This is a genomic window from Acinetobacter sp. GWC1_38_13, assembly GCF_001767535.1.
GTDB lineage: Bacteria > Pseudomonadota > Gammaproteobacteria > Pseudomonadales > Moraxellaceae > Acinetobacter > Acinetobacter junii.
This window is the reverse complement of sequence record NZ_MELG01000018.1, coordinates 1-18830: the sequence shown is the minus strand read 5'-3', so window position 1 is coordinate 18830 and position 18830 is coordinate 1. Positions and strand designations below refer to the sequence as shown.

The window sequence follows — 18830 nt, the reverse complement described above, 5'->3', positions numbered from 1 at the left end:
GGCTTTGTTTAAGTAAACGTCTAATTTACTTAACTCTAACTGAATTTGCAATCCTTAAGTGGCGCAGCGGACGGGGCTCGAACCCGCGACCCTCGGCGTGACAGGCCGATATTCTAACCAACTGAACTACCGCTGCACTATAATCTTGCAATTTCAAAAACGATTATTAAAACTTAAGTGGCGCAGCGGACGGGGCTCGAACCCGCGACCCTCGGCGTGACAGGCCGATATTCTAACCAACTGAACTACCGCTGCACTTGAGTTTTAACGTAAAGGCTTGGTGGGCGCTGACGGGATCGAACCGCCGACATTCTGCTTGTAAGGCAGACGCTCTACCAACTGAGCTAAGCGCCCTTAACGTCTTCATCGTTTGTGAGGTGCATTATAGAGAATCTTTACAGCCTGTCAAACGCTTTTCCTCATCTTTTCTAAAAAAACAGTGTGAATGATTAAAAAATAGGTAATTCACGATAAAATCTAATATTTCAGTATTTTATTTAAACACTTATTCGATTTCTAACAGCTAAATTTCTAAAGGCGATTCAGAAATGTAGACCAGTGCATGTTCAGGAACCAGTTCAAACAATTCAAGAATCTCATCATTCTGCATACGAATACAGCCATGCGACATTGGAATACCCATTGGTTGGCTTTCAGGTGTTCCATGAATATAGATATATCGATTGAACGTGTCGCAGCCCTCACCTTTATTAAAACCAACTTCTAAGCCATCTAGCCAAAGAATACGAGATAAAATCCAATCCCGTTCTGGAAACTGTTCCGCTAATTGCTGATTATAAATTTCACCAGTAGGTTGACGAGCGATGAAGACTGAATTCTTTGCTGCTTTCTGACCGATTTTCTGAGCAACACGATGCCAGCCTCGTGGTGTTTTACCACTATTTTCTTGTTCACCAATGCCATTCTTGCCAGATGAAATCACATAGAACTTATTATGTTTGGGCAAATATAAGGTTTGTTGTGCTAGATCGATCAAAATATCAGCTTGTTCGATGGTATACGACATTTTTATCTCAAGATTAAATAACGCTAAATTATTTCAACACAAATAATAGCTGATTTCTGTAGTTTTGATTTTTTAAAAATTTGGATCTATCGGCGTTTAAAATGACTAAAAAATGATGAGTATTCTCATTGTAGCATTTGGTTTGTTAAATTTAAGCGTAAATCAACGCAGCATTAAAGCCATCTCTAAGATTTACTTAATCATTTTTTGAATCAGGCTCAGGGCGTGACCACAGCCAAATTGCAACGATCAACATCGTCACATCAGTGAATACTTTGACTAAGATTGGTGCATTGGTAAATAACATCAAAACTCCACTGATTAGCATCATAATTGATGCAATCCATTTTGCTTTGCGTGGCACAGTGCCATATTCACGCCAGTTGCGTAAAGTAGCTCCATATTTGGGATGATTGAGTAACCAAGCATCCATTTGTGGCCATCCTTTTGATGCAGCCCAAGCAGCAAGGATCAAGAAAACCGTTGTTGGCATACCTGGTAAAATTGCACCAATAATACCGAGCGTAATGAAAATTACGACCAGACTTCGCCAAAATAAAGTTTTCATTGCGCTATTAACCAATACGTCAACACAAGCGTGCTAGTATAAAGTGTTTTTAAGCTGCTTTCTTAAACTTGGCTGGCTTATTTCTATGATTGGATTAAATGATGTCTGAAGCCGATTCTACGCCGCTGTTTTTTGAACCTTGGATACAATTTAAAACTCCAATCGTCAGGCAGCTCGCATTTTGCATCTCGAGCCCGAATATCCTTTCACAAAAGCCACATGAATTAGTAATAAAAAACAATTTTGAGCTACACGATGACCATCATTGGCAAGAGCTTTACCAATCCTACGAAGCACGTTTATTTCAGTTAGATGATGATCCAAGCCCTTTAATCGAATTTATAGCTCGCTTAAAAAGCACACGACTTGGGTTGCGTTTCGAAAATTTACTGTGGTTTTGGCTTTTAGATCAGGATTTTCATCATTATCAATTACTTGGTCATAGCATACAAATCATCAACGGCGCAGTAACAATTGGAGAGCTCGATTTTTTAGTTTTAAATCAGCGAAGTAATGAAATTGAACATTGGGAAGTGGCATTAAAGTATTATCTAGGTGAAATGGATCTAGAATTAAAACATTGGTACGGGCTCAACCGACAAGATACATTGAACAGGAAATTACAACATTTCACTGAACGACAATTTCAGTTTTCTGAAATAAATGATTATAAAATTCAAAGAAAATTTTGTGTTTTAAAAGGTCAATTGTATTTACCGACTGTTTGCAACGGTCAACGCCCCCTCCCCACATGGATAAATAATCGTCGCAGAATAGGAAAATGGGGAACACATATTCCAATCGCTCAATATCATCGCTTACAACGGCATGAATGGTTGTGCCCAAATCGTGAAGTAAGTTCTACCTCAGCCAAATGGTGGACAGATGGGCTCTATCACGATCCCAATAGTGAACCTCAGTTTTATATGTTTAGGACATCATTGTTCAAGCAAACTTAAGTTGTTTAACTTTTATAAAGTAACATTTCATAACAGTTCTACAAACAAACCATCATGTTCATTTTATAGTATTTTTTTTAGCCTCTAAGAACATCATAATTACATTTAAACGGAGAAGATGATGAAAAAAATCTTAGTTGCTTCGATCATGACTGCTTTTGTTTTAACTGGTTGTAATACATTTAAAGGTTTTGGTCAGGACGTATCTAAAGCAGGTGACAAAGTTACTCAGACTGCTGAAAAAACTCAAGAAAAAATGTAATCTTGATCCAGTAAGTTCACAAAACCTTATCTCATCTCAGATAAGGTTTATTTTTACATACCTTTCTTAATCAGATTCCCCTATTATATCGGTTCAGAATTCACCAGATTTAGCTACATCTCGCATGAACCAGCATTCCGATACTTTAGAACTCAGTTTACAACTTCTTCGTCAACCTTCTGTCACTCCAGTCGATCATGATTGTCAAAAAATCATGGCTGATCGATTAGAGAAAGCAGGTTTTAAAATTGAAAATATGCGCTTTGAAGACGTTGATAATCTTTGGGCACGTCGGGGTACAGAACAACCTGTTTTTTGTTTTGCTGGGCACACAGATGTAGTCCCAACAGGTCATTTAGATGCATGGAACTCAGATCCATTTCTGCCAAGCATTCGAGATGGCAAGTTATATGGTCGTGGTTCAGCTGATATGAAAACAGCTTTGGCAGCAATGGTTGTTGCTTCTGAGCGTTTCGTAGCAAAACATCCAAATCATAAAGGTTCTATTGCGTTCTTAATTACCTCTGATGAAGAAGGCCCATCAATCAATGGCACTGTCAAAGTTGTTGAAACCTTAGAAGCGCGCAATGAGAAAATGACGTGGTGTCTTGTTGGAGAACCTTCGAGTACTCATCAATTGGGTGACATTGTAAAAAATGGTCGTCGCGGATCTTTAAATGCCGTTTTAACGATTCATGGCAAGCAAGGACATGTGGCTTATCCTCATCTTGCACAGAATCCAATTCACCTCTCCTCTAAAGCAATTAATGAGTTATGTGAAACAGTTTGGGACAATGGTAATGAATACTTCCCTGCAACTTCTTTCCAAATCTCAAATATTCATGCAGGAACTGGCGCAACCAATGTCGTACCAGGGACTTTGAAAGTGACTTTTAACTTCCGTTATTCGACTGAAGTTACAGCTGAAATATTAAAACAACGTGTTATCGAAACTTTAGATAAACACCAATTAACCTACGACATTCAATGGACCTTGTCTGGTTTACCATTCCTTACACCTGTTGGTGAGTTGGTGAATGCAGCAAAAACAGCCATTAAAAATGTAACAGGCATTGAAACCGAACTTTCTACGAGTGGAGGTACTTCAGATGGTCGTTTTATCGCACCAACTGGCGCACAAGTGCTAGAGCTAGGGGTTTTAAATGCAACCATTCACCAGATTAACGAACATGTCAACGTAGATGAGCTTGATCCATTAACTGATATTTATGAGCAGATTCTAGAAAATTTATTAACTTAATCCTGTGCATTAAAAAAGGAACTCTATTTTGAGTTCCTTTTTTATTTTATAAACCTAGCTTGGTTTGAATATGCTGTAAATTAGGTACGTAGAATTGCTTCTCTCCCATTTTTACATACTTGAAGACCGTACTATCATTAATATCACGTTCTTCATCTACCATTTCTGAGATACGTAAACGAATAGATTCTGGCATTTCGTTGCATACCAAAGCAAAGCGTTCTGAAACATCATCACCCTCAATGACCAAAGCAACACCTTCTTTTAACTTCGGATCATTGACAGCAAAGACTGGTAGCTTAAGATCATGCCACTCAATGAAATCCACATTGGTTTCAGTATCCATTGCTGAAAGCACAATGTTTTGTGGTAACAACATTGGAACATTATCAAAACAATCAATAATATAGGCATCAATAAAACCAGTAGATACTGTAATTAAATGCTGTAGTTCTTGTTGGTTAATTTGTCCCAATCCAGCAGTGTTCGCATTTTTTTTTGCCATTCGTTTCTACCTCTCAGCGAACCGTCAGTAAACTTTCGATATTTTCCAAAAGAGTTTCCTCTTGGAATGGTTTACCCATGTATTGACTTACACCCAATGACAATGCTCGTTCACGATGTTTCTCACCAGTACGTGAGGTAATCATAATAATCGGTAAATCTCGGTGCAACTCATGATGTCGAACAAGATTCGTCACTTCGAAACCATCCATTCGCGGCATTTCAATATCTAACAACATTAAATCAGGTTTGATTGTTTCAAGTTGTTCAATCGCATCAACACCGTCTTTCGCTGTCACAACATCATAACCATGGCGTTCTAATAAACGTGATGTGACTTTTCGTACCGTAACAGAGTCATCGACAATCATAATCAAGCGACGTTCATCATAACGCTGTTTGGTATAGGTATCATCAGCTTGTTTACTGCGATGAGTTGACTGCGCCTGACGAGCAATAGTTTGACCATCTAGAATCAAACAGACTTGTCCATCACCTAGAATCGTCGCTCCTGCAATCACACCAATACTCGAGAACTGTTGTCCAATAGGTTTCACAACAATTTGGCCACGAGAACCGATCAATTGATCAACCAGTAAAGCCGTAGTTTGACCTTGCGCACCTTTAACCAAAAGTACAGGCAGAGAATGCACCATTCCACTTAAGCGTGGAATTGGTTGACCTGCTACAAACTCAGATAAATAACGTAAGCGATATTTCTCTTGATCAATTGTGAAGTAATCATCCTGACCTTCGAAATATTGTTCTAAAGCTGCAGGAGAAATTCGCACAATACGATCAATTTGTGCAAGTGGGAACGCAAATTGCTGATCACCCGCTTTCACCATTAACGCATCACTAACCGCCACAGTTGTTGGGACACGAATTGTGAAAGTTGTTCCCTTACCAAGTGTTGAGTTTACACTGACGTGACCACCTAATGCTTTGATATCACTTTGTACAACGTCAAGACCTACACCACGACCTGAAATCTGCGTAACCTGTGCAGCCGTACTAAATCCTGGGTGGAAAATAAATTGTAAGATTTCTTCTTGTTCAAGTTTTTGATCTTTGGTCATCAAACCTGTTTGAATAGCTTTTTGCTTGATACGGCTAACATCAATACCTTTACCATCATCACTGAATGTAACAACAACATCAGTTCCTTGACGACCGATATTTAACACAATATGACCTGTTTCTGGCTTATTGGCTTGCAAACGTTGCTCACGATCTTCGATACCATGGTCAATCGCATTACGTAACATATGTTCGAAAGGCGCAATCAATCTTTCGAGAATACTACGATCAAGTTCACCCTCAGTATTATTCACCACCAATTCTGTTGGACGATTCAATGTAGATGCTGTTTGACGAACAATACGCTGTAATCGTGGTAGCAATCTTGAGAAAGGTACTAGACGAGTTCTCATCAAGCTTTCCTGAATTTCCGCTTGAATACGAGACTGCTGTAATAACAGACCTTCAGTATCACGGATCTTTTCAGATAAAGTTGTTTTAAAATCGACTAAGTCAGATGCCGATTCAGCCAAAGATTTCGATAATTGATTGAGTGAAGAATATTGGTCCATCTCTAATGGATCGAAATCCTCATAACGTGAATTTTCACCGCCATGACGAGCAATAATTTGACTTTCTAACTCACCTTCCATTCGACGCAACTGATCAGCCAAACGCTTAATCGCTAGCTCCATCTCAGTTAGAGTTCCACCTAACTGTCCCAAGTCCATCTCAATACGCGAACGGTTGATCGCATTCTCGCCTGATAAATCAATCATTTTTTCAATGACATCAGCAGAAACACGGATCATTTCATTGTTCTGTTCGATACGCTCAGAACTTTCCCACTCACCAAACATTGATGGTGGCTCAGTACCATCACCTTGCACAAACTCCATCGTATATTCAGGAGTAAATACATCTTTAGCAGAGATTTTTTGTGGAAGCTGTGCAGAAACATCAACGAATTCGATATTTTCTAAACTATGTTTTAAACCATCAAAATTGGCGTATTGACGTTTGAAAATAGCGTCATGTAACCAAGTTAATGCTGTATTGAGTAAATTGTCATAAACATTAGAGTTGAAATGATGTAAACCAAACTGCTCAAAGGTATTTTCCAAATGATAAGCAATAACACCAACTGCTTCGAGTTGAGCCATGCGTGCTCCGCCCTTTAAACTATGGGCATTACGCTGCAACTGCAATAACAAGCTACGATTACCACGTTGTTCAAACCATTGTTTTAATAAACTTTGAGCTTGTTCTAGTAATTCTTCTGCTTCTTCAAGGAACGTTTCTTCGACAAGTGAACGTACTTCCTCATCAGCATTTTGAGATGTTTCGAGGGCATTCTGCTCAATCGTAGCTGCAACCTCACCGTCAATTTCAATGGTTGGACTAGATGTCTCAGTCACCAAAGAAGTAGTCGCATCATAGTGATCTTGCGGTTGGCTATCAATAACTTCAACAGACTGCACAAGTGTGGAAGAAACTGATTCTGAAACAGAACCTTGATGTTGCTGCTGTAGAAGATTTACGACATGTACTGATGGATAATCGATTTGTTGATCACGAATTGTTTGAACACGATCAGCAATGTCATCTTGTACCAATCTTATTAATGCGATCAGCTCAGAAGATGCGTGAAGTTGCTGATTAATGAGCTTTTCGTAAATTGTTTCTAGCTCATGTGCGATTAGTCCCATATGCGTTGCTTGAATCATATTTGATCCACCTTTTAAGGTGTGCAAATAACGCATAAGATTTTTTAATGCAGCTAAATTCGTATGATCAGCAGTCCAAAGACTTAAATCTGAATCAATACCAGCGAGTAACTCGTCCGCCTCATCTAAGAAGATATCAAGTAAGTCTGGATCAAAATTACGATTTGAATCACTAGATTGTAGTAGTTGTTTGTCTAAAGCCAGTTGTTGAGCGAAATCTGTTACATCTACTGTATTACTGATGGTCGTTTGACTATTGTCATCAGATGAAAGGGCTTCAACCTCGTCACTTTCAATAATGATTTCACTGTTATTTAAGCTTAGCTCTTGGTCTTGCACATCAAGTATGAATTCTTGCTCAGCTTTTTGCTCGTGTGAAACTTCAGATACTTGTGACGAATCCGATGCACCTACGCCTTTTAACAAACCCAAAACATGAGTTGAAGGATAATCAACTTGATGATCTTTAATAGTTTGAATACGATCAGCAATATCATCCTGTACAGCACGAATTAAATTAACTAAAGCAGAGGAAGCCTGTATCTGTTGATTGATTAACTTCTCGTAAATAGTTTCTAGCTCATGTGCGATTAATCCAATATGCCTTGCTTGAATCATATTTGACCCACCTTTTAAGGTGTGTAAATAACGCATCAAATTCTTTAGAGCATTTAGATTTTGTTGATCAGATGACCATGTCGTTAAATCTGCATCGATACCTGCGAGTAACTCATCAGCCTCTTCAAGGAAGATATCTAAAAGATCAGGGTCAAAATCTCGATTGGACTTATTAGAGTCAAGCATTTGCTTATCAAGCGCAAACTGCGTTGAGAGATCATTTACAGTTGTATGTTCACTAATATCTGAAGTGTCAGGCTGATCTTGAGCGACTTCAACAATCTCGGCAAGTAATTCATCACTTGATGCAACACTTTCAACATTCTGCTGAGTAAATGAACTCAGTTCATTGAGAATACGCTCATGAACTTTAGTCAAAGTTACCCGTTGTCCTGCTGCCAACGTATCAAATAATTGAATAAAGTGTTGATGAACTTGCTGATATAACTCAAAAGCATAATCAAGATTTAATAAACTCGGTTTGAATAAAAGATCTTGATAACTTGAACGTAACAGACTTGTGTACTGATACATCCCAATTGTTGCATGATGATGAGTATGCTGTAATAAAAGCTCTGTTTGCTTACTTAATGTTTGAATATACTGAGGAAATTCACTGCGGGCACGCTTTTCAAAATCAAACTCCACATCAAGCAGATCATTGATATCAAGCTCTAATAATTGAGAAACAAGACCTTGAGGACGTACGGTATCCCCTTGTTTTTCTTCCAATTGAAAATCATAGCTATCCCAAGCAACATTGAAGGTATCAAAAATTTCATCAAACTTTTGCTTTGGACCTTCTTGTTTAAGGGTGTGTAAATAATCACGCACAAACTGAGCATAATGGATGAGTAATGCAGTTTCATCCGAACTTGAATCTAATTCTTCTTGTAAGAGCGTTTTGAATAAGTTCTCAACTTTTGAACTTGCATCAAATACCTGATCTACATGTGCCATTGCTGAACTACCACGCAAGGTATGTAAAGCTCGAATCAAGGTATTATAATTATCATTTGTTGGACGATCTTTCAGTAAAAATTGATCAATCGTTGCTAAATGATCCTCCGACTCTTCTAAGAAGATTGCTAAAGTTTCTTTTATTAAACCATCTTCTTCAGTTTGGTCTTCAACAAGATTTTCTTCATTAGAAACAGCTTTTGCTTCTTCCAAACTATCGTCAGCACTTACTTCCAAGCCTGTCATGACATCTTCTTTATCTAAAGTAACTGACAGTTGTAGCAATTCGGCTAAAGCAGGCTCAAGGCTTTGTTCTTTTTGTAGTTGCTGCCCCAATAACACTAATGGCTTTAAATTAATATGATGAGCTTGAACTGATTTAAAATCTTGGACGAGTTTAAATCTATAGATATTGAATACCGTTTGTACATATTGCTGAATATTCTGATCCAGTGAAATGGTACCTGCAATTATGCGATTCAGAGTATCTTCAACAGTCCATGCCAATTCGCCTGATGATTTCGCACCGACCATTCGACCAGAACCTTTCAATGTATGAAAGTGGCGGCGAATATCTGTAATTACATCTTTTTGATCAGGGTGTTCGATCCATTGAACTAATAATGGTTCTAATTCAACAAAAATCTCATCTAACTCTTCAATAAAAATATCAAGAATCTCTGAGTCCTGCTCAAGATAACTGTCTTCAGGAAGCGTCATCGTTTCAACTAATGTTTTTAATATTTCTTTCATAGCGGCTTCTTTCGTTTTTATCCACTAATTGTGGCTTAAAAATACGTGTACCAACCGTACAAGATGTCGTTCCATATACTCATCATCTTGCCGAGATATTCGAAATTTCATTTCAGTCAGAGGGTTGATTCTCAGCAACCCTCTGACTCAATGTTTATTCAGGTAACTTAAAGTCAGTTACAGACTCACGTAATGATTCAGCCATGCTTGCCAATTCAGAAACAGAACGAGCTGTATCGAAGGTTGCAGTAGTCGTTTGAGATGTAATTTCTTGAACGACGTTCATCGTAGTTGCAATATGACTTGCTGAAGCAGATTGTAGTTTTGCGGCATCAGAAATGCTTGCAATCAATTTCGCTAAGTCGCCAGATACCGTTTGAATTTCGTCAAGTGCGATACCTGCATCTTTTGCCAAGTTTGCACCGCGAACAACCTCTGCCGTTGTTTGTTCCATTGAAATTACGGCTTCATTGGTATCTGTTTGAATTGTTTTTACCAATCCTTCAATCTGTTTAGTTGCTGATGCTGAACGTTCAGCTAGACGTTGTACCTCATCCGCAACTACCGCGAAACCACGACCAGCTTCACCAGCCATCGATGCTTGAATTGCTGCGTTTAATGCCAAGATGTTCGTTTGATCGGCAATATCATTAATCAACGATACGATGTTACCAATTTCTTGAGAAGATTCACCCAAACGTTTAATACGTTTAGAGGTTTCCTGAATCTGCTCACGAATATGATCCATACCTTCGATTGAACGGTTTACAACATCTGCCCCGTTTGATGCAATTTGTACAGAACGCAATGCTACATCAGCAGATTCAGAAGCGTTGGCAGATACTTGGTCAATTGACAATGCCATTTCATTCATTGCAGCAGATGCACCTGCAATTTCTTGTGCTTGGTGCTCAGAAGCTTCAGCTAACTGGTTAGTAATATTCTGTGTATCTTGCGTGTATCGTGCAACTTCTTGAGATGTCTCAGTGATTCGAGAAACTAGATCTCGTAACTGATCAATTGCGAAGTTAATCGAGTCGGCAATCGCACCCGTAAAGTCTTCTGATACTGTTGCATAAGAACGTAAGTCACCGTCAGCTAAGTCGGCAATCTCATCAAGTAAACGTAGAATCGCATTTTGGTTACGGTCATATTCATCTTGTAAACGAGTTACACGCTCTTTATCAGTATTACTACGTAATGCGAGTAATTGTAACGCAGAGAAAACCAATAGTCCCAAAGCACCAATTAATACGATACCTGCAACAACATTACCCCAACCACCCTCTGCTTTATCAGATAATGCATTTAATGACCCAAGTAAGGCATCTGATTGAGAGAAAATTTGAGATGAAGCTTGACGAACACGAACGATTTGATTGGCATTCTGTAATACTGTTTCTGCAGCTGATTTTAGAACAGCATCATAATCAGATTTAATGCTATCCAAAGATTCACGTAAATCAGGTGATTCGATACGATCTACACCAAGTTCAGCACTACCATTTAATTGAGCATTTAAGTAAACACCAAAAGTATCAATATCAGCACCGAAGTCATTTGCAGAGATACTAGAGTTATCCGTACCTACTAGTACTGAGTTAATTGAACGTAAAATACGTTCTGCAATAAACACTTGGTTTTTAGTGATAATTACCTGACTACTTGGCATGTTCTCACGAACCATTTGATCAACCATCAAGTTATACTCAGCCTGAATTTCAGGAATCGTTTCACTGATGGAAATGTTCGTATCATAAAGCTGATTAATGACTTTATGTTGCGAAGCAATTAAATCAATGTTTTTAGAAACATTAGTCCAAAGTTCATTTACTTTTTTGTACTCTGCTGAGCCTTTACCATAAACATTCTCAACAAGTTCCAAGTTCTCAGCAAATCGTTTTTCTGACTCAACCAAACTCTTCATCGCTTCAGGTGTACCTGAAGCCGTTGCCTCTGTTGCTTGGCGCGAAATCATCTGCGATAACAAACGCAACTCACCCAAACTACGAGTTAATTGGTTTGAACGTGGAACACTGACAAAAAGGTAAATTAAGAGGATAACTGCTAGAGCTAAAGCGATTAAAGCTCGATAAAGAATCGGTCTAGATTTCTCAGTTTCACCGAATAATCGTGAAAACTGATCTAATTGAGTGCGTATTTTTTCTAAAAATGCGCTGCTCTTCTTAGTACCAGAACTATCATTAACACTGCCATTTTTCTTTTTAAGTTTAAAGCCCATACCAGCTTCTCCCCTGAATACGCATTTATGTTCCGTAGCGTAAAAATTAGTTTATAAATTTTATTGATGCATTCATGTATTGAGGGTTTTGCAACAACCGACTCAGTAAAAATACATGCCATTGTTGGTTATGTTGGTGGAAGTATCCCTGACAATACTCTTTGAGCTTATTGTCTAGTTCAGAACTTTGAGAAAAAAAACTCTTTTTATTAAAGTGCTGAATCCCCAAAACTTGGTCTACAACCAAACCAACATAATGATCTTGATGGCTTATACAAATTACTTTTTGCGTTGGTGAAAATTGGCTCCTTTGTCCTGAAATAAAATGTGTTAAATCAGAAACTGAAAGCAACCGCCCACGAATATTTGCCAAACCACGCACCCATGATTGAGTATTTGGTACAGGAGTATATTTCGGTGGATAAATCACCTCCGAAATTTCCCCAAGTGGCGCAACAAAATATTGCCCTAACATCTCAAATGCAATACCAGACCAACGACTGACTTCATTTTGTGTTGAAGCGTATTGTTTATTGCCTCGCTTGGATAAGCGAAGCAATTCGATAAATCCATTTGCAGCCATAACCTATCCCATATTGAGTATTGAAAAGGCTCGTACAATTAACTTAATAGTTGCTTGATCACATCTATCAGTTGCTGTTCATCAATAGGCTTAGTTAAGTAATCACAAGCACCTTGACGTTTACCCCACACTCTGTCTGTCGCTTGATCTTTGGTACTTACAATCACGACTGGAATATGTTGTGTATCCTTACCTTTACTGATTTGACGTGTTGCTTGAAAGCCATTCATCCCTGGCATTACCACATCCATTAACACAAGGTCTGGTAACTCAGCCTGTGCCATTGTTACACCGTCAGCACCATTAGTTGCTTCTAAAACTTCATAACCGTGCTTTGTCAAAATTTCTCTAAAACGAAACGTTTCAGTAGGAGAATCATCTACAATAAGTATACGAGCCATTTTTTCCTCGATTTTAAATTTTATGCGCTTACGTGGTTACGAATCGCACTTAACAGCTCATCTTTACTAAATGGCTTAGTTAAATATTCATCTGACCCCACGACACGCCCTTTGGCTTGATCAAACAAACCATCTTTGCTTGATAACATGATTACTGGAATATTTTGATAATTTAGAGAGTTTTTAATTAATGCACAGGTTTGGTAACCATCTAGACGAGGCATCATAATATCGACAAATACGATATCAGGATTTGCTTCCGCAATTTTCGATAATGCTTCAAAACCATCGACAGCTGTAATCACCTCACAACCTTCGCGTTGTAACAGTGTCTCAGCTGTACGTCGAATCGTTTTAGAATCGTCAATCACCATTACTTTTAAATTTTGAAATTTATCTTCCATTTATTGTCCTGCCCCATTCACTCAATACAAATTATGGTTGTTTAATTTGTTTTATACAGACTAATTGATATTTTTAACATATCTTTACTTGCATTATCAATGAATTTTTTCGAACCAAACTATCAGTTTTTCAAAACAATACCAAGCAGTTCACACTTTTCATCAAATTCCTATTTTTTTTGCATAAGAAGTATTTTTAATTGTATAAATAGCTACTAATATACTACTGATTATTTTTTAAAAATAAGTGATTTAATTAACTTTTTATCGGGGAATGTAATGACTGGTTCGTTAAAGTGCGGTTTCCGCATTCGTCACTTTACAACGATTGCTCGTAATTACATTTGCGCATTTTTTTTATGTTTTTTTTATACATCAACTTTCGCAGCAACTGATCAACCCAAAGCAGCATGGTATCGTTACTACGACAGAAATGGTGTTGCTAATGTAAGCACTTCTGTGACACCAGAGCATATTCGTTATGGGTATGAAGCACTCGATCGTAACATGCAAGTGATCAAACGAAATCAACCATATAATGCGAATAAAGATGTTCAACAAGCATCTCATCGTGAAGCTTTAGCTAGACAACGAGAAAAAGATTTAAAACTCAAACGTGCCTATGGAAGTGCAAAAATTGCAGCAATAAAACGCGATCAAATGTTAGCAAACATTAAAAAGCAGTTGAATTATCAGCAGAACCAATTAAAACAGTTACAACGCGATAAGATCGGCTTCAAGCGTCAAGAAATGGAATATCATCGCAAAGGAGAATCAATTCCAGCATCACTCAAAAACAATTTAGCCAATAATGCTCAAAATATTGATAATGTAAAAAACACTGTTGAAAGTTTACGTAATAGCTATCATAAAACTGAGTCAGATTATGCTGAGATCATTCGTCGCTTAAATAAATTAGAACAAGATGAAGCATCTCGTAATCAATAACTACCGCCCCCTCTATACAACTTTCGCTTGAATTGGATGTGCTAACTTTTCCGAAATTGAATGATTCATGTCATAATGCGCTCAATTCAAAATAGACATCTTAAAAGTCCTTTTTGTAAACTAATTTTTAGACAACATTTAACTCTAGGATAGTTTCCATGCGCGCAAGCCGCTTTTTATTTGCAACGTTAAGAGAAACCCCAAATGATGCTGAAGTTATTTCTCATCAGCTTATGTTACGTGCGGGGATGATTCGTAAATTAGCTTCTGGCTTATACTCTTGGTTGCCCATGGGAACACGTGTTCTAAAGAAAGTTGATGCGATTGTTCGTGAAGAAATGAATCGTTCTGGTGCATTAGAAGTCTTTATGCCAGTCACACAACCTGCTGCACTATGGGAAGAATCTGGTCGTTTTGAACAATACGGACCTGAATTATTACGTTTCAAAGATCGCCATACAAATGACTTTGTATTGGGACCTACACATGAAGAGGTCATCACCGACTTAGCGCGTAATGAACTTAAAAGTTATAAACAATTACCTCTAAATTTCTACCAAATTCAAACCAAATTCCGTGATGAAATTCGCCCTCGTTTTGGCGTGATGCGTTCACGTGAATTCATCATGAAAGATGCTTATTCTTTCCATGCAAACCAAGAATCTCTTCAAGAAACTTACGATGTTATGTATGACACATACAGCCGTATCTTCACACGATTAGGATTGGACTTCCGCCCAGTTCAGGCTGATACAGGCTCGATTGGTGGTTCTGCATCGCATGAGTTTCATGTATTGGCATCTAGTGGTGAAGACGACATCGCCTTCTCTACAAAATCAGATTACGCAGCTAACGTTGAAATGGCTGAGGCTGTGTTAGTTGGTGAACGTTTAGCAGCTACACAAGAATTTAAAATCGTTGAGACACCGAATCAAAAAACGATTGAAGATGTCTGCGGTTTTTTAAATGCTGAAGCGAAACAATCGATCAAAGCTCTACTTGTACAAGGTATCGCGGATGAAAACGGCAATATTCCAGTAATTGCACTTTTCTTACGCGGTGATCACGAACTGAATGAGATTAAAGCTGAAAAACATCCTCTTATTGCAGCGCCTCTGAGCTTTGCTACAGAAGAACAATTAAAGCAAAATGGTTTAACAGCTGGCTTCTGTGGTCCTCAGGGACTTGTAGAAAAAGGCTTAACCGTAATTGTTGATCGTGCAGCATCTGTATTATCTGATTTTATCGCAGGTGCTAACCAAGTTGATAAGCATGCTACTGGCTTAAACTGGGAACGAGATGCGAAGTATAGTGAAGTTTATGATCTTCGTAATGTGGTTGAAGGCGATCCATCACCAGATGGTAAAGGTACATTGCAGATTAAACGAGGGATCGAAGTTGGTCACATCTTCCAACTGGGTACGAAATATTCTGAAGCATTAGGTTGTAAAGTACTTGGGGAAGATGGAAAACCATTTACTGTCACAATGGGTTGTTATGGTATCGGTGTCACCCGTGTAGTTGCTGCAGCAATTGAACAAAACTTTGACGATAAAGGCATTATTTGGCCTCAAGCAATCGCACCATTCGAAGTTGCAATCGTTCCAATGAATGCTCATAAGTCGCCGCGCACTCTTGAAGCAGCAGAAGCACTTTATGCTGAATTACAAGCTCAAGGCTATGACGTGTTATTAGATGACCGTAATGAACGCCCTGGCGTTAAGTTCTCTGATCTTGAATTGATGGGTATTCCTCATCGTATTGTAATCGGTGAAAAAGGCTTAGACGCTGGTACTTTTGAATACAAAGGTCGTCGTGATGAAGAATCAACCAATCTAAGTAAAGAAGAGTTAATCAAAAAACTTGCTGGTTAATTGCTAATTATCAGATAGCAAAAAAGCCGTTTTTGAAACGGCTTTTTTTATTTTTTAGATTTAGACAGTTAAATCTTTTATAGTCTCTGATGAACCATTGTTTTTAACAGACTCAATCCCTTTATCTCGTGAATGTTCACTTGAATACAATTGGCTAGTTCCAATCACCTGATGATTCGCTGCTTTTAAATTAAAATAAGGTTTTTCATTTTTTGCTACCACTCGCTCATATCGCCCATCATCTGGACTATTTTTTTGAACAGATGCTATACCATTGAGCGCTGCTGCTTTTGTTTTATAAAGTTCACTATTTAGAATAGGCTCACCATTCCCTGCTTTTAAAACAAAGCGATACTGCCCATCATTCGCTTGACTGACTTCAAACCAACCTGCCATGAGAACCTCTCTTATCGGAATTGTTATTTCAATATAGTTGAGTAGCAAACCCTAGAAGATTGTTTTTTGTTCTCATTTAGTAATTTATAAGAAAAGCAGCATTTCTGCTGCTTTTCTTATGCTTAAACTACGCTTTCTTTACAAATTCAGCTTTAAGTTTCATAGCGCCTATACCATCAATTTTACAATCGATATTATGACCATCACTTGCACCGTGAACTAAACGAATCGTTTTTACTTTTGTACCGACTTTTACAACAGAAGACGAACCTTTTATTTTTAAATCTTTAATAACAGTAACACTATCCCCATCAGCCAATACATTGCCATTTGCATCTTTAATGATTTCTTCTGATTCATTTGTGGCAACAGAACCTTCTTTCCACTCGTGTGCACACTCAGGGCAAATAAATAAATCAGCTTCTTGATAAGTATATTCTGATTGGCATTTTGGACAATTTGGCAAAGACATAAAAGAAACTCAAAATGCTATTATGAATCAAAGACAATTTTTTTCAAAACATCATTTTAAGTATTGTTAAAATTATAAAAATTTATTTTTCCTTAGCTAATATAAAATTTTTAAGCACCAAAGCATGATTCAAGTTTGGATCCTTTGCAGCATATATAAGGGTTAGCTTATTCTTTTCAGCCAAGTGTACCAACTCATTAATACATGGATTTCTAGACAATTCTTCATAATATTTATCTTGGAATTCCAACCAATTTTCTACTTTATGGCAAAATGCAGTACGTAATTGTGTTGATGGTGCTATTTCTTTTAACCATAAATCAAGATGTGCTTTTTCCTTTGATACTCCTCTTGGCCATAAACGGTCAACAAGAATCCTTAACCCATCTGATTTTTCAGAATCCTCATAAATTCTCTTAATTTGAATATCCATTAAACACCACCTGAAAAGACAAAACTAACTTTCCATAGAGATATCAACCACTTCACCTTTAGCATCAAAACTCACGCAAATAACATAGTTAGTTACTTCTTCTGGTAAGCTAAAATCCAACATTTCCATTGTTTCTAGGTCTCCATCTTCAAATTGATGAAGAAGCACTAAGTGCTCTAGAACTTGTAAACAATTGGGTTGACTGGTTCCAAAATGCTTTTCCCAATAATCAGGTTCAATCTCTTCGAGGTGATGTTGAATAAATAACTCGACACTATCTTCAGCTTGTTGATTTTCTAATGCTGTTCGCATCGCTGCACGAGCGATTTGCTCTCGGTTAAGTCCAAAATGATTAGCCATTATTGATTCCCTATCATCTTATGAGTTGAATTTTTATTTTTAATGCATAGTTTTATTGACTAAAAATATCATAGCGGTTTTCAAACTGTTAGCGACACATCTAATCTTCTATTTGGCTACGATTATCGAGAATTTCAGGCTGCATTTTTATAAAAAATGGCGCAAAATGTCTTTATGTTTTTAGATGAACAAATAGTTTAGGATCGATCAATGAGTGAGCTTGCTTTTACGGCTTTTAGTTTAAATGGTGTTGATGCACAAAAATTTTTACAAGGTCAGGTGACGGTTCATGTTGAACGTTTAGCTTTAAATGAAAGTCGCTACACTGCTATTTGCGATTTAAAAGGACGAATTCATTTTGGTTTGTGGATAAAAAAGCTAAATACAGAAAGTTTTGAACTAGTTACGACTCACGATCAAGCTGAAGAGTTTGCCAAGCACATTAAGAAATTTGGTGCTTTTTCTAAGTTGAAATTAGAAGAAATAGGTTCTGTTTTTCCAACTATACATGGGATCCAAACAGAATTTTCTTCAAATGAAACGGATATCTATACTTGGCAGATTGAAGCGATCAAGTCAGGGCAAGCTTGGATTAGCAAAACAACAGAACACTTATTCCAGCCGCAAGAATTACGATTACATCAGCGAGACGGCGTACATTTTGATAAGGGCTGTTATTTAGGTCAAGAAATTGTAGCTCGTCTTTGGTTTAAAGCTAAACCTAAACACTGGTTACATCTAATTCATGCCAAAGGTGATCTGCCTGCTCCAGCAACACAACTAAATAAGGATGTTGAAGTTGTAAATAGTGTAAATATTAATGATGGTTATTTAGCGCTGGTGATTGCCAAGCCAACGGCTTTAGAAGAATTAGGACTAGATATCCTAGATTTACCAGAGGCTTTGAATGGTGATGTAGCAAGACCAAGTTAACAGTTGTAAAAACCTTTTTCATTTTAGGAGCTGTAATAACATGGTTTGAACCGTACCGGGTTTGTCGGAGACCACTTTTCTTGAGAGAATGTCCCGATGAAAAAAGTAAAATACACCCCTGAAAT

Annotated in this window: 18 protein-coding genes and 3 tRNA genes; 6 read left to right on the top strand and 15 right to left on the bottom strand. The window is 37.8% G+C overall.

Annotated features, from left to right (window positions below; all coding sequences use genetic code 11):
• Nucleotides 1-59: 59 nt before the first annotated feature.
• From A2003_RS01720 to A2003_RS01700, 5 genes are all read right to left on the bottom strand, one after another.
• Nucleotides 60-136, bottom strand: a tRNA-Asp gene (locus tag A2003_RS01720).
• Nucleotides 137-178: 42 nt separating this feature from the next.
• Nucleotides 179-255, bottom strand: a tRNA-Asp gene (locus A2003_RS01715).
• 23 nt (nucleotides 256-278) lie between these two features.
• A tRNA-Val gene (locus A2003_RS01710) sits at nucleotides 279-354 on the bottom strand.
• Between the two features lie 169 nt (nucleotides 355-523).
• Nucleotides 524-1027, bottom strand: coding sequence for a cell wall-recycling L,D-carboxypeptidase ElsL (gene elsL / locus A2003_RS01705; protein WP_004963873.1), 504 nt, complete (start codon nucleotides 1025-1027; stop codon nucleotides 524-526).
• 196 nt (nucleotides 1028-1223) lie between these two features.
• Entirely contained in the window at nucleotides 1224-1595 is a 372-nt protein-coding gene (locus A2003_RS01700; protein WP_099949082.1) for a YbaN family protein, read from the bottom strand.
• A 101-nt stretch (nucleotides 1596-1696) separates the two neighbouring features.
• On the opposite strand from A2003_RS01700, the gene A2003_RS01695 reads away from it, so the two are divergent.
• The 3 genes from A2003_RS01695 to dapE all read left to right on the top strand — a co-directional run bounded on the left by A2003_RS01695 (nucleotide 1697) and on the right by dapE (nucleotide 4077).
• Nucleotides 1697-2554, top strand: a complete 858-nt coding sequence (locus A2003_RS01695) for a DUF1853 family protein (protein ID WP_099949083.1) — start codon at nucleotides 1697-1699, stop codon at nucleotides 2552-2554.
• 118 nt (nucleotides 2555-2672) lie between these two features.
• Nucleotides 2673-2816 (top strand): entericidin A/B family lipoprotein, encoded by a 144-nt coding sequence (locus A2003_RS01690; RefSeq protein ID WP_005402122.1) that lies wholly within the window; start codon nucleotides 2673-2675, stop codon nucleotides 2814-2816.
• 124 nt (nucleotides 2817-2940) lie between these two features.
• Nucleotides 2941-4077: a succinyl-diaminopimelate desuccinylase gene (gene dapE / locus A2003_RS01685; protein WP_283324790.1), complete on the top strand. Its 1137-nt coding sequence runs from the start codon at nucleotides 2941-2943 to the stop codon at nucleotides 4075-4077.
• Nucleotides 4078-4123: 46 nt separating this feature from the next.
• Here dapE and A2003_RS01680 read toward each other — a convergent pair whose 3' ends face one another.
• From A2003_RS01680 to pilG, 6 genes are all read right to left on the bottom strand, one after another.
• Nucleotides 4124-4582 (bottom strand): hypothetical protein, encoded by a 459-nt coding sequence (locus A2003_RS01680; protein WP_004908731.1) that lies wholly within the window; start codon nucleotides 4580-4582, stop codon nucleotides 4124-4126.
• Nucleotides 4583-4595: 13 nt separating this feature from the next.
• Complete coding sequence (locus A2003_RS01675) at nucleotides 4596-9659, bottom strand: Hpt domain-containing protein (protein WP_286686729.1); 5064 nt, start codon at nucleotides 9657-9659, stop codon at nucleotides 4596-4598.
• Nucleotides 9660-9813: 154 nt separating this feature from the next.
• A complete protein-coding gene (locus A2003_RS01670; protein ID WP_286686728.1) occupies nucleotides 9814-11901 on the bottom strand; it encodes a methyl-accepting chemotaxis protein in 2088 nt (695 codons plus the stop codon).
• Between the two features lie 46 nt (nucleotides 11902-11947).
• Nucleotides 11948-12484 (bottom strand): chemotaxis protein CheW, encoded by a 537-nt coding sequence (locus A2003_RS01665; RefSeq protein WP_004908738.1) that lies wholly within the window; start codon nucleotides 12482-12484, stop codon nucleotides 11948-11950.
• Nucleotides 12485-12522: 38 nt separating this feature from the next.
• A complete protein-coding gene (locus A2003_RS01660; protein ID WP_004664659.1) occupies nucleotides 12523-12885 on the bottom strand; it encodes a response regulator in 363 nt (120 codons plus the stop codon).
• Between the two features lie 20 nt (nucleotides 12886-12905).
• A complete protein-coding gene (pilG, locus tag A2003_RS01655; protein WP_004640629.1) occupies nucleotides 12906-13289 on the bottom strand; it encodes a twitching motility response regulator PilG in 384 nt (127 codons plus the stop codon).
• A 279-nt stretch (nucleotides 13290-13568) separates the two neighbouring features.
• Here pilG and A2003_RS01650 point away from each other — a divergent pair, with 279 nt between their 5' ends.
• Nucleotides 13569-14237, top strand: a complete 669-nt coding sequence (locus A2003_RS01650) for a hypothetical protein (RefSeq protein WP_233738939.1) — start codon at nucleotides 13569-13571, stop codon at nucleotides 14235-14237.
• Between the two features lie 158 nt (nucleotides 14238-14395).
• Complete coding sequence (locus tag A2003_RS01645) at nucleotides 14396-16111, top strand: proline--tRNA ligase (RefSeq protein WP_286686727.1); 1716 nt, start codon at nucleotides 14396-14398, stop codon at nucleotides 16109-16111.
• A 60-nt stretch (nucleotides 16112-16171) separates the two neighbouring features.
• On the opposite strand, the gene A2003_RS01640 is transcribed toward A2003_RS01645, so the two are convergent.
• The 4 genes from A2003_RS01640 to A2003_RS01625 form a co-directional block, all read right to left on the bottom strand.
• Nucleotides 16172-16507, bottom strand: a complete 336-nt coding sequence (locus A2003_RS01640) for a YegP family protein (protein WP_286686726.1) — start codon at nucleotides 16505-16507, stop codon at nucleotides 16172-16174.
• A 127-nt stretch (nucleotides 16508-16634) separates the two neighbouring features.
• The gene (locus A2003_RS01635) at nucleotides 16635-16979 is read right to left on the bottom strand and encodes a zinc ribbon domain-containing protein YjdM (RefSeq protein ID WP_004908748.1); all 345 of its coding nucleotides are present in this window, start codon (nucleotides 16977-16979) and stop codon (nucleotides 16635-16637) included.
• Between the two features lie 82 nt (nucleotides 16980-17061).
• On the bottom strand, nucleotides 17062-17412 hold the full coding sequence (locus A2003_RS01630) for a DUF488 domain-containing protein (protein WP_004950548.1): 351 nt from the start codon (nucleotides 17410-17412) through the stop codon (nucleotides 17062-17064).
• A 24-nt stretch (nucleotides 17413-17436) separates the two neighbouring features.
• Complete coding sequence (locus A2003_RS01625) at nucleotides 17437-17772, bottom strand: DUF2004 domain-containing protein (RefSeq protein ID WP_042893180.1); 336 nt, start codon at nucleotides 17770-17772, stop codon at nucleotides 17437-17439.
• 210 nt (nucleotides 17773-17982) lie between these two features.
• On the opposite strand from A2003_RS01625, the gene ygfZ reads away from it, so the two are divergent.
• The gene (ygfZ, locus tag A2003_RS01620; protein WP_201897727.1) at nucleotides 17983-18705 is read left to right on the top strand and encodes a CAF17-like 4Fe-4S cluster assembly/insertion protein YgfZ; all 723 of its coding nucleotides are present in this window, start codon (nucleotides 17983-17985) and stop codon (nucleotides 18703-18705) included.
• Nucleotides 18706-18830: the final 125 nt, after the last annotated feature.

Bases quoted from the DNA above. Each gene is read 5' to 3' on its own strand.
- A2003_RS01645 (WP_286686727.1), top strand. From the start codon at position 14,396: ATGCGCGCAAGCCGCTTTTTATTTGCAACGTTAAGAGAAACCCCAAAT.
- pilG (WP_004640629.1), bottom strand. From the start codon at position 13,289: ATGGAAGATAAATTTCAAAATTTAAAAGTAATGGTGATTGACGATTCT.
- A2003_RS01680 (WP_004908731.1), bottom strand. From the start codon at position 4,582: ATGGCAAAAAAAAATGCGAACACTGCTGGATTGGGACAAATTAACCAA.
- ygfZ (WP_201897727.1), top strand. From the start codon at position 17,983: ATGAGTGAGCTTGCTTTTACGGCTTTTAGTTTAAATGGTGTTGATGCA.
- A2003_RS01630 (WP_004950548.1), bottom strand. From the start codon at position 17,412: ATGGATATTCAAATTAAGAGAATTTATGAGGATTCTGAAAAATCAGAT.
- A2003_RS01635 (WP_004908748.1), bottom strand. From the start codon at position 16,979: ATGTCTTTGCCAAATTGTCCAAAATGCCAATCAGAATATACTTATCAA.
- A2003_RS01640 (WP_286686726.1), bottom strand. From the start codon at position 16,507: ATGGCAGGTTGGTTTGAAGTCAGTCAAGCGAATGATGGGCAGTATCGC.
- A2003_RS01675 (WP_286686729.1), bottom strand. From the start codon at position 9,659: ATGAAAGAAATATTAAAAACATTAGTTGAAACGATGACGCTTCCTGAA.
- A2003_RS01625 (WP_042893180.1), bottom strand. From the start codon at position 17,772: ATGGCTAATCATTTTGGACTTAACCGAGAGCAAATCGCTCGTGCAGCG.
- elsL (WP_004963873.1), bottom strand. From the start codon at position 1,027: ATGTCGTATACCATCGAACAAGCTGATATTTTGATCGATCTAGCACAA.
- A2003_RS01665 (WP_004908738.1), bottom strand. From the start codon at position 12,484: ATGGCTGCAAATGGATTTATCGAATTGCTTCGCTTATCCAAGCGAGGC.
- A2003_RS01695 (WP_099949083.1), top strand. From the start codon at position 1,697: ATGTCTGAAGCCGATTCTACGCCGCTGTTTTTTGAACCTTGGATACAA.
- A2003_RS01670 (WP_286686728.1), bottom strand. From the start codon at position 11,901: ATGGGCTTTAAACTTAAAAAGAAAAATGGCAGTGTTAATGATAGTTCT.
- A2003_RS01690 (WP_005402122.1), top strand. From the start codon at position 2,673: ATGATGAAAAAAATCTTAGTTGCTTCGATCATGACTGCTTTTGTTTTA.
- A2003_RS01700 (WP_099949082.1), bottom strand. From the start codon at position 1,595: ATGAAAACTTTATTTTGGCGAAGTCTGGTCGTAATTTTCATTACGCTC.
- A2003_RS01650 (WP_233738939.1), top strand. From the start codon at position 13,569: ATGACTGGTTCGTTAAAGTGCGGTTTCCGCATTCGTCACTTTACAACG.
- A2003_RS01660 (WP_004664659.1), bottom strand. From the start codon at position 12,885: ATGGCTCGTATACTTATTGTAGATGATTCTCCTACTGAAACGTTTCGT.
- dapE (WP_283324790.1), top strand. From the start codon at position 2,941: ATGAACCAGCATTCCGATACTTTAGAACTCAGTTTACAACTTCTTCGT.